Origin of the sequence: Pseudonocardia xishanensis (assembly GCF_039541715.1) — a bacterium.
GTDB lineage: Bacteria > Actinomycetota > Actinomycetes > Mycobacteriales > Pseudonocardiaceae > Pseudonocardia > Pseudonocardia xishanensis.
This window is the reverse complement of the sequence record NZ_BAABGT010000029.1, coordinates 131,331-146,400: the sequence shown is the minus strand read 5'-3', so window position 1 is coordinate 146,400 and position 15,070 is coordinate 131,331. Positions and strand designations below refer to the sequence as shown.

The following is a 15,070-nucleotide window of genomic DNA, read 5'->3' as shown; positions in this document are numbered from 1 at the left end:
AGCTGCTCGCGTTCGTGCGGGTCGGCCTGGCGGACGCCGGGATCGCCCGGTTCTGGCGTACCGGTGACATGCCCGGCAGTGGCCTGCGGTGCCGGTGGAGCTCGCTGGACGGGGCGGCCACGGCTCACCTCCCGGCGACCGGCGTCAGGGCCGGTGCCATCCTCCGCACCCCGCCCCGCACCCCGACCACCATCAGGCCCACCACCACGACCGGCGCGACCACCTGGGCGATCGTGGCGGCGAGGACCGGGGGGATCGGGAGGAACAGGATCGGGACGTAGAGGACGGTGCCGACGGCCCACGCGATCGTCGCCGTCCGGCTGGAGCGCAGGGCGACCAGCACGGCCTGCAGGATCTGCGCCGCCATCATGCCGACGGTGCCGAGGCACAGGGCCGCGGCGATCCCGCCGGGCATCGGGACGGGGGCGTCGAAGAAGGTCCGGGCCGCCCACGAGCCCGCGAGCCAGGCGAGCAGCGTGCCGACCGCGCCCACGGCCGCGACCAGGCCCAGGGCCAGGCCGGTCAGCCTGCGCAGGGTGGCGCGGTCGCCCCGCTCGGCGGCCGCGGACAGGCCCGGGATGAGCAGGGCCTGCACCGGCCCGAAGAGGAACAGCGGGGTGCGGGCCAGCACGAACAGGGAGGCGAAGGCGGCCGCGGTGGCCGCGTCCGTGACCAGCCGCGAGGTGACGACGACGGGGGCCAGGTTCGCCACGAGCAGCGTCAGCCCCGAGGCGGCGGCCAGCATCCCGACCTCGCGCCCCATCCGGACCCGGTCGACCGGCGGCGACGGCAGGTGAGCGCCGGTCCGCCCGCGCATCCCGACGACCGTGAGCAGGGCCGCGAACCCGGCCCCGACCACGAACGCGAACCCGAACAGCTCGGGGACCGCGGACCCGACGAGCACGAGCGCGGCGCAGGGCAACAGCCTGCCGAGGCCCTCGGCCCCCAGGGTCGCGGAGTACCAGCCGAAGCGGCGCGCCCCGGCGTAGAGCCCGCGCAGCGTGTAGACCGCCGCCGCGCCGAGCACCGAGACCACGACCGCCACGAGCAGCGCCCACGAGCCCGCGAGCACCCGGTCCACCAGCACCGGCGACAGCGCCAGCAGTGCCGCGCTGACCACGAGCGCCAGGCCCCCGGCGACCAGCGAGGCCGACCGGGCGACGGGCCCGATGCCCTGCCCCGCCGCGGCCCGGGCGCTGACCTCCCGGTTCGCGGCCTGCTCGACGGCCACGAAGAGCCCGGGCCCCACGATCGCCACGACGAAGTAGACGGACGCGACGGCGGTGTAGCCCTCCGGGGCGAGGGCGTGCCCCGCCAGGGCCAGGAAGACGTACGCGGCGGCACCGAGCACCACCATGCCCACGCCGACCAGCGCGGCGCCGGACAGCCGGTGCAGCTGCACCCGCGCCAGCCGCGCCCGACCGCTCATGGGGACGCAGCGTACGGCAGCCGGGGGGCCGGGTCCGCGGACGCCGGTCGGGCGGTCGCTACCCTCTGCGGGTGAGCGCGGACCGCACGACGACGGGCGTCGACGTCATGATCCCCGCCTACGGGGACGACGCGCTGCTCCGCGAGGCGGTCGAGAGCGTGCGCGCCCAGCGGGACCCGCGCTGGCGGTTGACCGTCGTCGACGACGGCGTCGAGCAGGGCCGGTCCGTGGGCCTGGCCGAGTGGCTGGCCGGGGACGAGCGGGTCCGCTACCTCCCCAACCCCGCGCGCCTGGGCATCAACCGCAACTTCCAGCGCTGCCTCGAGGAGGCCACCGCGGACTGGGTGGTCCTGCTCGGCGCGGACGACCGGGTGCACCCGGACTTCGTCGGCCGGGTCCTGGACCTCGCCGCCGCCCACCCCGCCGCCGCCTGGCTGCACATGGACGCCCGCGTGATCGACGGCGCCGGGCGGCCGGTGGCACCGCTCGCCGACCGGGTCAAGGCACGCACGAAGCTGCGGGTCACGGGCGCGGCCCGCGTCTCGGGCGGCGAGGAGCTCAGCACCTCCCTGCTGCACGGCAACTGGATGTATTTCCCCAGCTGCGTCTTCCGGCGCGCGTTCGTCGTCGAGCACGGCTTCCGCGAGGGCTACGACATCGTCCTCGACCTGGACCTCTACCTGCGGATGCTGCTCGCGGGCGGCGAGTGCGTCCTGTCCGGCGAGCCGGGCATCGACTACCGGCGGCACGCGGCGAGCCTGTCGTCGGCCGGCGCGGTCGACGGCACCCGCTTCGCCGAGGAGACCGCCTACTTCGCCGAGGTCGCCGCCGTGTTGGCGGCGCGCGGCTGGCCCCGGGCCGCCCGCGCCGCACGCTGGCACTGGACCTCGCGCGCCCACGGCGTGGCGACACTTCCGGGTCTGCTGCGTACGGGAGAGTTGCCGGTGGCGCGAGAGGTCCTGCGCCTCGCCCTGTCGACCGGATCCGCAGAACGGCACGTTCAGAGGAGCACGCTGACATGACGACCTCGTCGACCGTCGAGGCCGCCCGCGAGGCCGACCCCCAGGCCATCGAGCTCTCCGTGGTGCTGCCCTGCCTCAACGAGGCCGAGACGCTGGAGACCTGCATCCGCAAGGCCCAGACCTCGCTCGCCGAGCTCGGGGTGGCCGGGGAGGTCGTGGTCGCGGACAACGGCTCCACCGACGGTTCCCAGGACATCGCGCGAGACCTCGGCGCCCGCGTGGTCGACGTCCCCCGCCGCGGGTACGGCGCCGCGCTGATGGCCGGGATCGAGGCCTCGCGCGGCGAGTACGTGCTGATGGCGGACGCGGACGACAGCTACGCCCTGGACAGCCTCGGCGGCTTCCTGGATGGCCTGCGCGCCGGTTCCGACCTCGTGATGGGCAACCGTTTCCAGGGCGGCATCGAGCCCGGCGCCATGCCGTTCCTGCACAAGTACCTGGGCAACCCGGTGCTGTCGATGCTCGGGCGGCTGTTCTTCCGGATCCCGGTCGGCGACTTCCACTGCGGCATGCGCGCCTTCCGTCGGGACCGGCTGCTGGAGCTGGGCCTGCGCACCTCGGGCATGGAGTTCGCGTCGGAGATGGTGGTGCGGGCGTCGCTGTCGCACTACCGGATCACCGAGGTCCCCACCACGCTGCGCCCGGACGGCCGCACCCGCGCCCCACACCTGCGCACCTGGCGGGACGGCTGGCGGCACCTGCGCTTCCTGCTCGCCTTCTCGCCGCGCTGGCTGCTGTACTACCCGTCGCTGGCGATGATGGCCGTCGGGCTGCTCGGGATGGTGTGGCTGGCCGTCGGCCCGGCCACCCGGATGGTCGGCGACGTCGGCCTCGGCATCCACTCCATGCTGGCGTTCGCCACGATGTTCGTCGTCGGCACCCAGGGGGTCGGTCTGGCGGTGGTCGCACGGTCCTACGCGGCCCACCTCAAGCTGCTGCCGCCGCCGTCGGAGAAGTTCGAACGGATCTTCACCCGGCTCTCCCTGGAGAAGGGCCTGGTCATCGGGGGGCTCGCCATGCTCCTCGGGATCGCGGCCTTCATCGCGGCGGTCAGCTCGTGGGGGGCGAACGGCTTCGGCGCCCTCGATGTGGTGCAGTCGATGCGCGTCCCGATCGTGGGCATGGTGCTGTGCGTGACGGGCTTCCAGCTGATCATCGTCAGCTTCACCCTGAGCCTCACCAGGATCGGCGAGGACTAGCGCCGGTAGCCCAGCAGGTAGTTGTGGCGGTGCGGGGGGATCCGGGCCTCCAGAACCAGCTCGTCGCCGAACAGACCCTCAAGACGGTCTCTCATAGCAGCGCTCGGGACGTGTGAGATGCGGTCCCCCGTGATGAAGCGGTCCGCGGCCCAACAAGCGAAGTGTGCGGGGCCCGGTTTCGGCTCCCATTCCTTGATCGCATAGTGCCCACCAGGCGTCGTGAGATCCCGGACATCGCGCAGCAGCGACTCGCGCAGGTGGTGCGGCACGTGATGGATCACGTCCACCACGACGACCAGGTCGAACGTCCCCGGGTCGGTCGCACGGAACGAACTTGAGTCGATACTTAGAAAACTCGCCCGGGCGGAGTCTCCGCGGAACAGCCGCCCCGGCTGATCCGACACGTCGATCCCGACGTATTCGGCGTCCTGATATCGCTCCAGGAGACGCTGCGCGAAGCTCCCGTCTCCGCAGCCGACCTCAAGGATGCGTTTCGCCGGAAACACGCTCGCCAGGACCTCGGCGCAGTCGGCGAGGTTGATGAACAACGACCTGTAGGCGTCTGCGGCTGGGATCTCGTAGCGCCCGAGGCGGGTTCGGATCGCGGGGCCGATCTTGAGGTCGGGCATGTCGGGAGACTACCGACACCCTGGGAACGGCGTGGACGGGTGCCGGTCGGCGTTCAGTAGCCTCGCACCCGTGCCCGACGCGGTCCTGCTCCTCGTCGCCGCGCTGGTCGGATATCTCCCCGGGCTCGCGGTGGCCGCTGCGCTGCGGGTGCAGTCCCCGGTCCTGCTGGTCGCGGTGGCCCCGCCGCTGAGCGTGGCGGTGTGCGGGCTGGTCGCGGTCCTCGCGGCACTGGGCGGGTTCTCCTACGGGCCGGTGCCGGTCGCGGTGGTCGTGGCGATGCTGCTGGCGGTGGCCGGGTGGCGGGCCACCCGCGCCGCCCGACGACGCCGGGCCGCGCGCACCTGGAAGCACGCCCCGGCGGAGCGGGGTCGGAGCCGGGCGCGGACCGCTCCGGTGCCCGCGGCGGTCGGGCTCGCGATGATCGTCGTCGCGCTCGCCTACGGGCTGTGGTGCTGGCTGCGCGGGCTCGGCGGGCTCGCGACCGTGCCGCAGGAGCACGACATGATCATCCACGCGATGCAGACCGCCTACATCGCGCGCTCCGGCCGGGCGGCGCCCTGGGAGCTGGTCCCCGCGGACGTCCTGACCGGTGGGCCCGTCTCCTTCTACCCCTCCGGCTTCCACCTGCTCGCCGGACTCACCGCCCAGCTGGACGGGTTCGAGGTCGTCGCGGCGATGAACGCCATGACCGTGGTGATCCTGGTCGGCGCGATGATCACCGGGGTCGCCGCGCTGGCCGCGGTCGCGGCCCGGCGGCTCGCGCTGTCCCGGGGTTCGGCGCTGCTCGCGGCGGGCGTCGCCGCGCTGGTCATGGCGGGCATGTACCGGCCGATCTACCAGCTCACGCACGACGGCGGCATCCTCGGCCAGGCCGCGGCGTTCGCCATGGTCCCGGGGGTCGTGGCGGTTCTGCTGGCCCTGCCCGGCCGTCGCGTGGGCGTCGGGGTGGCCGCCGGAGCGGCGACCGCCGGTGCCGTCTGGGTGCACCCCTCGGTGGCGGTGTCGATCGGGCTGACCACGGCGTTCTGGGCGCTCGGCGAGCTGGCGACCAGGCACAGCAGGCGCCGGCTGCGGGGGCTGGTGAAGCCGCTGGCGGCCGCGGTCGGCACCGCGGTGGTGCTGCTCGTCCCGGCGGTCGGACCGGGTCTCGGCGCCACGGGCCGCACGGGCGCGTTCCCCCCGGACAGCGGGCCCGTGGACTTCGGCGCGGCGCTCGAGCGCGTGGTCGGCCTGCCGTACACGGGCTGGCTGGACCCGGACGACCTGTACTGGCAGCGCTCCGCCGCGATCCTCGCCGCGCTCGGCGTGGTGGCCCTGGTGCTGCGCCGTCGCGGGCTGGGCCCGGTCACGGCGTGGCTGTTCTGGGCCGTGATCCTGATCGGGGCCTGGCTGAGCCCCGGGACCGGGTACGACGCCCTGGTCACCGGCTTCTTCTACAACGCCATGCTCCGCACCTGGTCACACACCTCGATGCTGGTCCCGGTGCTGGCCGGGCTGGGCGTGGTCCTCACCGCCGACCTGATCGGGGTGCTCGTCCGCCGTCGGGTCCGGCTCCCGGCGGTCCTGGCCGCGACGGCCGTCGTGGCCGCGGTCTTCGCCTACTACGCGGCCGTCCCGGCGAGCTCGTACGCCCAGCTGAACGAGGAGGCCGTCGCCACGCGGTACTCCTCCCCGGACTTCGTGCGGGTCGGCCCGGACGACCAGGCCGCGATCGCCTGGCTCGCCGACCGGGTCGAGCCCGGTGAGCGCGTGTTCAACTCCCCGAACGACGGCTCCACCTACCTCTACGTCGAACGCGGCGTCCCGGTCGTCAACGTCTACACCCTGGGCCTGCCCGGCGTGCCCTACAGCTACGAGCTGCTGGAGGACTTCCACTCCTATCCCACCGACCCCGGGGTGCGCAGGCAGCTGCAGGTGCTGAACGTCCGCTGGGTCTACGTGGACGAGAGCGCCCCCGGCATCGGCTCGAACGGATCGCCGGAGGGCTGGGCGGGCAGCGCGGGCTTCTCGCTGGCCCCCGGCCTCGCGGACCTCGACGGCCTCCCGGGCCTGGACCTGCGCTTCCGCAGCGGCACCGTCAGCGTCTACGCGCTGGACCTCGACACCGCCCTGCCCAGCGCCTGACCGCGACGAGGACGGCGGCGCCCACCTCGCCGACGGACGGGTGAACCGGGCGGACACGGCGCCGTCCGCGGCTCCTGGTGACCGTGGCACCCCCTGCGGAGAGGTGCCGGCCTCGCCGATCCCCGTCCCCGTGCAGGTGGTGCCCGTCACCGCCGCTACCCTCGGTGCCCGTGACTGACGCACAGCAGAGGGTCGGCTCCGCACGCTCCGCCTCCGCGTTCGACCTGGTCGTGGTCGGCTCGGGCTTCTTCGGGCTGACGATCGCCGAACGCGCCGCCGCCGAGCTCGGCAGGAAGGTGCTCGTGCTGGAGCGTCGCAGCCACATCGGCGGCAACGCCTACTCCGAGCCGGAGCCCGAGACCGGCATCGAGATCCACAAGTACGGCGCGCACCTGTTCCACACCTCGAACAAGCGCGTGTGGGAGTACTGCAACAGGTTCACCGAGTTCACCGGCTATCAGCACCGGGTGTTCGCGAAGGTGGGCGAGCAGGTCTACGCCTTCCCGATGAACCTGGCACTGATCAACCAGTTCTTCGGCAGGTCGCACAGCCCGGACGAGGCCCGTGCCCTGATCGCGGAGCAGGCGAGCGAGGTGGACACCGCCGAGGCGGAGAACCTCGAGCAGAAGGCGATCTCGCTGATCGGGCGCCCGCTGTACGAGGCGTTCGTCAAGGGCTACACCGCGAAGCAGTGGCAGACCGACCCCACGCAGCTGGGCGCGTCGATCATCACCCGGCTCCCGGTGCGCTACACCTTCGACAACCGCTACTTCAACGACACCTACGAGGGTCTGCCCGTGGACGGGTACACCGCGTGGCTGGAGAAGATGGCGGACCACCCGAACATCACCGTCCGTCTCGACACCGACTACTTCGAGGTGCGAGACGAGCTCGCCGACATCCCCACGGTCTACACGGGCCCGCTGGACCGCTACTTCGACTTCAGCGAGGGCGAGCTGTCCTGGCGCACGCTGGACTTCGAGATCGAGGTCCGCCACGACACCGGCGACTTCCAGGGCACCCCGGTCATGAACTACAACGACCAGGAGGTGCCCTACACCCGGATCCACGAGTTCCGGCACTTCCACCCCGAGCGGGACTACCCGAAGGACAAGACGGTCATCGTGCGCGAGTACTCGCGCTTCGCCGAGTCCGGGGACGAGCCGTACTACCCCGTCGGCACGCCGGAGGACCGGGCGAAGCTGGAGCGCTACCGCGAGCTGGCCCGCAAGGAGACCGCGAACCGCAACGTGCTGTTCGGCGGCCGCCTGGGCACGTACAAGTACCTGGACATGCACATGGCGATCGGGTCCGCGCTGACCATGTTCGACAACCGGATCGCCCCGCACTTCACCGAGGGCAAGGCCCTGTCGGGCACCGAGAGCGCTGAGGACTGAGTGACCACCACCGCCGAGCCGACCACCGCTCTGGACACGCTGCTGCAGCGGATCATCCTGCCCCGGCACGCCGATCCGCTCAGCGTCCGCGCGCTCTACGTCGACGAGCGCACCGGCACCACGCTGACCCCCACGACCCCGACGGCGGGGACGCAGGAGAAGCCGATGACCCTCACGGTCTCGGCGACCTCGGGCCGCGCGCTGCGCGTCACCTCGCGGACCTCCGCGGTGCTGCCCGCGCAGAGCGAGGTGTCCTTCGGCGCGTACTTCAACGGTTTCGCGGCGGGGTACTGGCGGCGCTGGTCCACGCTGACCGACATCCGGCTGCGGCTCTCGCTCGAGGGCGAGGGCCGGGTGGACGTCTACCGCTCCAAGGCGGACGGCTCCCACATCTACGTCACCGGCGAGGTCGTCTCCGGCGAGCGGGACCTCGATCTCGCGCTGGACCTGCGCCCGTTCGAGGACGGCGGCTGGTACTGGTTCGACCTGACCTCGGCGGACTCCGAGCTCACCCTGCACGGCGGCGGCTGGCACGCCTCCACCGCGGCGCCCGGCCGGGCCGCGGTCACCATCGGCATGCCGACGTTCAACCGCCCGGCCGACTGCGTCGCCACCCTCACCGCGATCGGCGAGGACCCCGAGGTGCTCGCCGCCGTCACCGCGGTGGTCCTGCCGGACCAGGGCACGTCGAAGGTGCGGGACGCGGCGGGCTTCGGCAAGGCCGCCGAGGCGCTCGGCGACCGGCTGCGGATCATCGACCAGCCCAACCTCGGCGGCTCCGGCGGCTACGCGCGCGTCATGTACGAAGCGCTCGGCAGCACGGACTGCGAGCAGATCCTCTACATGGACGACGACATCCTGCTCGAGCCGGACTCGATCCTGCGCGCCGTCGCGTTCTCCCGCTGGTCGCGCGAGCCGATGCTGGTCGGCGGGCAGATGCTGTCGCTGCAGGCGCGCTCGCAGCTGTCGACCATGGGCGAGGTCGTCGACCGCAACCAGTTCATGTGGCGGGTCGCGCCCGAGACCGAGCCGCACCACGACCTCGCCGAGCAGACCCTGCGCGAGACGCCGTGGCTGCACCGCCGCGTGGACGTCGACTACAACGCCTGGTGGATGTGCCTGATCCCGCGCGTGGTCGCCGAGGAGCTGGGCCTGCCGCTGCCGTTGTTCATCAAGTGGGACGACGCCGAGTACGGCCTGCGCGCCCGCGGCCGCGGCTTCCGCACGGCCACCGTCCCCGGGATCGCCATCTGGCACATGTCCTTCATCGAGAAGGACGACAGCTCGGACTGGCAGGCGTACTTCCACTACCGCAACCGGTTCGTCGCGGCGGCGCTGCACGGACCGGACTCGCCCAGGCCGATGTTGCAGGAGTCCTTCAAGCGCACGCTGCGGCACCTGATGCTGATGGAGTACTCGGCCGTCGCGCTGCAGATCAAGGGCCTCACGGACTTCCTGGCGGGCCCCGAGGCGCTGTTCGCCAAGCTCCCCGTGGTCCTCGGCGAGATCCGCGCCGAGCGCGCCGAGTACGACGACGGCCGCCCCCTCCAGTCCGCCACCGAGGTCCCGCTCTCCACCTTGGACGCGCTGGGCGCCCAGCTCTTCCCGGAGCCCCCGGTGGGCAAGGTCAAGGTCGCCACCGGGCTGGCCCGCGGCGTCCTGCGGAATCTGAAGACCCCGGACCCGGCGAACGCGGTCGTCCCGCAGCGGAACGTGCCGTGGAAGAAGGCGCAGTGGTTCGTGCTGGCGGGTCTGGACTCCGCCACCGTCTCCACGCCGGACGGGCGCGGCGTCACCTTCCGCCGCCGCGACCCGGGGCTGTTCAAGCAGATGGTGCGCCGGTCGCTGGAGCTGCACCGCCGGGTGGCCAAGCAGTGGCCGGACCTCCAGTCCCGCTACCGCGAGGCGCAGCCGTGGCTCACCAGCCGCGAGGCCTGGAGGACCGAGATCTTCGAGAAGTAGCCCGGTCACACTGCTCGAAGACGCCGCCCACGCCCTTCCGCCCTCCCAAGCCCGGGGCGCCGACCAGGCCCTGGAGGACGCGTGGCTGCTCCGCCGCGCACTCGGGGCCGACGGCGACCTCCGCGCCCACGAACGCGCGCGGGCCCCGGTGGGTGCTCACGCGGTGAGGCCGCGACGCCGATCCGCGGCGACGTCGGACTCGCGTGTCGGAAGCGGAGGACTCGCGGGTCAGGAGTCCGTGTCGTAGAGGCGGGCCCAGTTCTCGCGGCTGGTGAGCTCCGGGGCGGCGGCGCGGTACCGCTCCACCACCGCCGGGCCCTCGGCCCGCAGCCTGCGGATCGCCTCGAAGCCGCGCTTGGCCAGGGCGATCGCGCGGTCCCTGTCCCGGGTGCGGATGCGGACGCCGGTCTCACCCATGTCCGTGACGACCGCCCGCTCGAACAGCGCGACGTGCCACCAGTGCGCGTCCCCGGCCGGGATGAAGCCCGTGCGGTGCGCCGCCTTGCCCAACGCCTGGTAGGCGGCCCGCTTGGCCCAGGTCAGGGCCTCGGACGACGGCTCGCTCGCCGAGCGGATCACCGGCAGCTCCCGGAAGTCCTCGCCCAGGTCGGCCATCTTCACGACCGTGGTCTCCGGGTAGTCCGCCCGCACCCGGCGGATCATCGCGGCGGCCTCGGCGGAGCCGTCCGCAAGGATCTCCGGGCCCTTCAGGAAGTCCTCGACGGCCTGCAGCAGGGTGGCCGCGAGCCCGTAGTGCATCCCGATGAGGTAGATCGACAGCAGGTGCCGGATCCGGCCGGTGATCTTCTTGGTGGAGAACGGGGTGCGCAGCGCCGCGGTGATCAACCCGTTGCGCAGGTTGAAGTACCGGTGCCACTCGTCCCAGTCCTTCCACCCGAAGTCCCCGTGCCACACGCCCGCACCGGGCAGCGAGACGGTGGGGAAGCCGGCGTGCCGCGCCCGGTAGCCGAACTCGATGTCGTCCCACTGGAAGAACAGCGGCAGCGGGTAGCCGATCGCCCGGACGATCTCGGCCGGGATCAGGCAGGACCACCAGCCGTTGTACTCGGTGTCCGCGCGGCGCTCCTGGTTGATCGGCAGCAGCCGCTCGTCCAGCCCGAGCAGGTAGGCCTCCTGCAGCGCGCCCGGCACCGGCAGCCCGACCTCGAGGTTCTCCGGGTCCGCGTACTCGGCGGAGATGTGCAGGTGTCCGGGGTGGAGCAGGTTCAGCATCTGCCCGCCGACGATCGTGGGCACCGCGGTGCACGCCCCGAACGTGGTGAGGCGGAAGAGGATCTCCGGCTCGAGCATCACGTCGTCGTCCATGAACAGGACGTCCCGATGCTCCTCCGGCGCCCCCGCGGTGGCCTCGAACAGCCCGCGGGTGAACCCGCCCGCCCCGCCCAGGTTCCGCTGGCGCAGGTAGACGAGCTTGTCCCCCAACGCCTCCGACACGGCCTCGAACCGCTCGCGGGACTCCAGCGGGTCGCTGCCCTGGTCCACCACCCGCACCAGCCCGACGACGGCGAGCGCCTCGGGGTCGTCCGCCAGCGCCTGCAGGGTGTCCAGGCACTCGTTCACGCGGTTGTACGTGCAGATCACCACGTCCGTGAGCGGGACGCGACGCGGCGCGAGCACCGACCAGCGCACGTCGGAGACGACCAGCGACCCCAGCTCCGTGGTGATCTCCAGCCACATGCCGCCGCCGTCGAGGAAGCGGTCGACCGGGCCGGTCAGCCGGATCTCGCGGGTCTCGGCGCCCACGGCCGTGCCGACGTCGGCCGAGGCGACGATCCGGGAGACCTTGTTCGTGTCCGACGCGAGCAGCCGGATCCGGCCCTCACCGGAGGCGACGGCGGTGACCTCGACCTGCTCGACGCCCGTCCAGCGCTGCCAGTAGGTCGCGGAGAACCGGCCGAAGTAGGTGTTGGTGCCGACCTTCGACCCCGGCGCGAGGGTGACCGTGGTCCGCTCCCGGCGCGCCGCGCCCCGCTCGACGACCGAGTAGAGGTCCTCGGGTGCCAGCGCCGTCGGGCCGAAGAACAGGCCCCGCTGCGCGGTCAGCCGGACCGGGCCCCCCGTCCGGTCGGACTGCCTCCCCGGGGTGGCCACGGGCGAGTCCGGGGTCTCGGCGGTACGCAGCATGACGATGGATCGTCCTCCGGGTGCGGGGGGCTGTCGGATGTCCCATTGTGGGGTATGACGCCGGTCGCACCGGATCAGCCCACGCCGGCGCGGGGTCAGCCGATGGGATCGAGACCCGGGACGCGGGTACGCCCCGTGCCCGCCAGGCCACTCACCGTCACATCCGCGACCTGCGGCTGAGCCGTCGCGAAGGAGGCGACGGGTTCCCAACGGTAGAGCTGGGCCGGATCGCGCAGTGGATCACCGTCCAGGTAGCCCGCCATGCGGCGCTCCGTCACGAGTAGCCTGGCTGCGGCGAACGGTCCCCCGAAGCCGGGGGCGTAGGTGATCCCCGCGGCACCGTCGGACTGCGGGGGCGCGACCCGCCACTCCGGAAGCACCGTGGTGCCGAGGGGCAGCGGGGCCGGGGTGAGGCAGGGGAACACGAAGGCGACCGGCCAGTCCAGGATCGCCTCGGTGCGCACCGGGAGCAGCTGGTCCATCCGGGTCAGCACGGGGATCCGGGGCAGGGTGGCGGCCGCGTCCGAGCCCGCGGGTGCGTCGACGGCCAGGCGCACCCGCGTCGCTCCGTCCGGCGGAACGAGCCGCTGGTCGCGGGGGGTGTCGTCGCTCGGGGACAGGCCCGACCGGGCGAGCACCTCGTCCGACGGACCGGCGAACTCGACCGCCAGCGTGTCCCCGGGTCGCAGCGTCCCCGACACGGTCACGACGACCGGCAGCGCGGACGTGCGGTCCAGCGCGAACCACTCGGTGGACCCGACACCGGCGGCCCGGACCCCGGGGACCTCGACGCCGCCCGCGTCCGTCGGGACGACCGGGAGGCCGCCGCCCCGCGCCGCGGCGGGCGCCTCGGCCGGGCCCGCCCGCCCGGGGACCGATCCGCCCGAGCCCGCCGCGACGGGGAGGAGCCCCGCCGCCGGATCGGTCTCCACCGACATCCGCTCCTGCAGCCCGCACGGCTGTCCGCGCAGCGTGGACACCGCGTCCGAGGCGAGGGTGTAGTCGTCTCGGTGCGTCCAGCTCGTCCGCGCGAAGGTCAGGACCTGCAGCCCGACGACCGCGGCCACCAGCGCGACCGCCACCAGCGCCGGGCTGGGCCACCACCGGGCCGGGCGCACCGGCCGCCCGCCGGACCGCCGCCACGCCACGACGAGCAGCAACGCCCCGACCACCAGCACCCCGAGGCCGAGCCAGAGCGTGGCCACCGCGGTGCCCGCCAGCAGCGGGGTGACCGTGCTCCAGGTCAGCCCCCACCAGTTCGACACGAACGGCCACACGTTCTGCCCGGCCCAGATCAGCGAGCCGACCACGGTCAGGGCCGCGAGCCCCGCGAGCCAGGGCGCGACCCGGCCTGCGAGCGCCCGGCGTCCGCAGACGACGACGCCGACCACCAGCACGCCCGCACCGACTCCTGCGAGGTCGCCGAAGTGCTGGGTCCACTTGGTCGGGTTGGTGGTCATGGAGGCGAGCCCGAGGAGGAAGGTGACGGCGAGCCGCACCGCGGGCGTGTTCCGCCGCGACCACACCGTCGACCACAGCACCGCGACGGCGGCGACCACCGTCAGCAGCACCGGCGCCCGCTTGGCCAGCGAGCCCTGCAGGTCGGTGGACAGCAGCAGCGCGTAGCGGTGGTACTCGTCGTACCAGTGCTCGCCGCCGCCGATCACCGTCCGGACCCGGGTGGCCTCCAGGAGCCCGGCGAGGCTCTGGTCGGACACCATCAGGAACACCGCCGCGGCGGGCGCCGCGAGCAGCACCGGCACGATCCGCCAGCCGGAGCGCCGCACGATCCGCAGCAGCGGCACGGCGGCGGGCACCAGCGGCGCGAAGGCCATCAGCCCGCCCGGCGTGACGGCGGTGGTCGCCCCCGCCACCACCAGCGCGAGCACCAGCGGGGTCACCCGGCGCAGGGCGACGGCCCGCTCCACGAGCAGCACCGCCCCCAGCATCCCGAGCGCCACCCACGGCTCCGGGCGCAGCCCGAGCGTGAGCGGCAGCCACCACAGCAGGAAGCAGAGCGCGGCGAGCCACCGCAACCGACCCGCGGCCCGCGGGAGCAGCCGCGGCAGCAGCAGCCGCGTGAGCAGACCCCAGGTCACGAGGCCGATGAGGATGGACGGCAGTCGCATCCACACCGTGGACGGCGAGATCTGCGCCCACAGCCAGTACAGGTCGTAGAACCAGCTGAACGGGGCCTCCGGGGCGTTCAGCCAGCGGTAGACGTTGCCGACGAACCCGCTGCTCGCGCGGTCGCGGACGATGCCGGCGATGTACCCGTCGTCCACCGTGATCGGGCCGACCACCCACCAGACGCCGAGCACCGCGGTCACGCCCAGGTCGGAGAGCCGGGGCCGCCACCAGCGGCGCGGCAGCCACCGGATCCGGCCGCGCGCCTCGAGCAGGACGACCATCGCCAGCAGCGCGAGCACCCCGACGACCGCGATCGCCGCCTTGAGCGGGGTGATCGTGGTCTGGAAGCGGGTGTCGGCGGTGAGCTGCACGGCCACCAGCTCGGGCCGGTCCGACTGCAGTGCGGCGACGGCGGGGCGCAGGTCCCCGGTCCGCGTGACGACCGGGGCGCCGTCGAGCAGCACGGAGGTGGCGGCGGTGTCGGAGTGGACCGCGACCGTGCAGTCCCCGGCGGGCACCGGCACGGCGGCCAGCTCGACGCCCGCGCTCGTGACCCGGACGGTGTCGTCGACCACCGCGACCGTCAGGCCGTCGAGCGGGGCGGCGGTGGGGTCCGCGTTCGCGGGGACCGTGGTGACCAGGGTCCCGGGCACCCGGGTGCAGCCGACCGTCGCCGTGAGCTCGGTCGGCTGGTACGGCATCAGCGGCAGCGCGGTCGGCACGGCGCCGGGGCCGCCCCAGGCGTACTCGGCGCGCGGCTGCACGACCGGCGCGAGCGGGAACGCGGCGGCACAGACGAGCACGACGAGGCCGAGCACGACGGCGAGGAGCCCCGGACGCCGGGCGGAGGACGGCGGGGGGTCCTCCCGGAGCGTGTCGGGGGCGGGGCGGACGGGGGAGACCACGGGGACAGGCTGCCGGCCGCGACACGCCGCACGACCCGCGGCCCCGTCGCGGTCACGATCGTGCGTCTTTCGGTCAGGATGGGGCAACCGTCGGGGTTCGGGCTCGTCTGGGAAGAGGAGGAGTCCG

General features: G+C 73.4%; 9 protein-coding genes. 5 read left to right on the top strand and 4 right to left on the bottom strand.

Features of this window, described 5'->3' with window-relative positions; translation table 11 throughout:
- Positions 1-124: 124 nt before the first annotated feature.
- On the bottom strand, positions 125-1,429 hold the full coding sequence (locus tag ABD993_RS11560; protein ID WP_345415789.1) for a lipopolysaccharide biosynthesis protein: 1,305 nt from the start codon (positions 1,427-1,429) through the stop codon (positions 125-127).
- A 71-nt stretch (positions 1,430-1,500) separates the two neighbouring features.
- Between ABD993_RS11560 and ABD993_RS11555 the strand changes: the two genes are divergently transcribed.
- On the top strand, positions 1,501-2,451 hold the full coding sequence (locus ABD993_RS11555; RefSeq protein WP_345415786.1) for a glycosyltransferase family 2 protein: 951 nt from the start codon (positions 1,501-1,503) through the stop codon (positions 2,449-2,451).
- Entirely contained in the window at positions 2,448-3,650 is a 1,203-nt protein-coding gene (locus ABD993_RS11550; RefSeq protein ID WP_345415783.1) for a glycosyltransferase family 2 protein, read from the top strand. Before ABD993_RS11555 ends, ABD993_RS11550 begins: the two co-directional genes overlap by 4 nt.
- Here the strand turns inward: ABD993_RS11550 and ABD993_RS11545 are convergent.
- A complete protein-coding gene (locus tag ABD993_RS11545; RefSeq protein WP_345415780.1) occupies positions 3,647-4,279 on the bottom strand; it encodes a class I SAM-dependent methyltransferase in 633 nt (210 codons plus the stop codon). The genes ABD993_RS11550 and ABD993_RS11545 overlap by 4 nt on opposite strands.
- Before the next feature lie 70 nt (positions 4,280-4,349).
- On the opposite strand from ABD993_RS11545, the gene ABD993_RS11540 reads away from it, so the two are divergent.
- The 3 genes from ABD993_RS11540 (at position 4,350) to ABD993_RS11530 (ending at position 9,763) form a co-directional block, all read left to right on the top strand.
- Positions 4,350-6,404 (top strand): DUF6541 family protein, encoded by a 2,055-nt coding sequence (locus ABD993_RS11540; RefSeq protein WP_345415778.1) that lies wholly within the window; start codon positions 4,350-4,352, stop codon positions 6,402-6,404.
- A gap of 170 nt (positions 6,405-6,574) precedes the next feature.
- Positions 6,575-7,801 (top strand): UDP-galactopyranose mutase, encoded by a 1,227-nt coding sequence (gene glf / locus ABD993_RS11535; RefSeq protein WP_345415775.1) that lies wholly within the window; start codon positions 6,575-6,577, stop codon positions 7,799-7,801.
- Positions 7,802-9,763, top strand: coding sequence for a glycosyltransferase (locus ABD993_RS11530; protein ID WP_345415772.1), 1,962 nt, complete (start codon positions 7,802-7,804; stop codon positions 9,761-9,763). It abuts the gene before it with no gap.
- Between the two features lie 228 nt (positions 9,764-9,991).
- Here ABD993_RS11530 and ABD993_RS11525 read toward each other — a convergent pair whose 3' ends face one another.
- Together ABD993_RS11525 and ABD993_RS11520 are read right to left on the bottom strand one after the other, a co-directional pair.
- Positions 9,992-11,908: a glycosyltransferase gene (locus tag ABD993_RS11525; RefSeq protein ID WP_345415769.1), complete on the bottom strand. Its 1,917-nt coding sequence runs from the start codon at positions 11,906-11,908 to the stop codon at positions 9,992-9,994.
- A 95-nt stretch (positions 11,909-12,003) separates the two neighbouring features.
- Positions 12,004-14,943 (bottom strand): arabinosyltransferase domain-containing protein, encoded by a 2,940-nt coding sequence (locus ABD993_RS11520; RefSeq protein WP_345415766.1) that lies wholly within the window; start codon positions 14,941-14,943, stop codon positions 12,004-12,006.
- Between the last annotated feature and the right edge of the window lie 127 nt (positions 14,944-15,070).

Excerpts from the sequence above, each read along its gene's own strand:
- ABD993_RS11560 (WP_345415789.1), bottom strand. The coding sequence starts at position 1,429 with ATGAGCGGTCGGGCGCGGCTGGCGCGGGTGCAGCTGCACCGGCTGTCC.
- ABD993_RS11550 (WP_345415783.1), top strand. The coding sequence starts at position 2,448 with ATGACGACCTCGTCGACCGTCGAGGCCGCCCGCGAGGCCGACCCCCAG.
- ABD993_RS11545 (WP_345415780.1), bottom strand. The coding sequence starts at position 4,279 with ATGCCCGACCTCAAGATCGGCCCCGCGATCCGAACCCGCCTCGGGCGC.
- ABD993_RS11525 (WP_345415769.1), bottom strand. The coding sequence starts at position 11,908 with ATGCTGCGTACCGCCGAGACCCCGGACTCGCCCGTGGCCACCCCGGGG.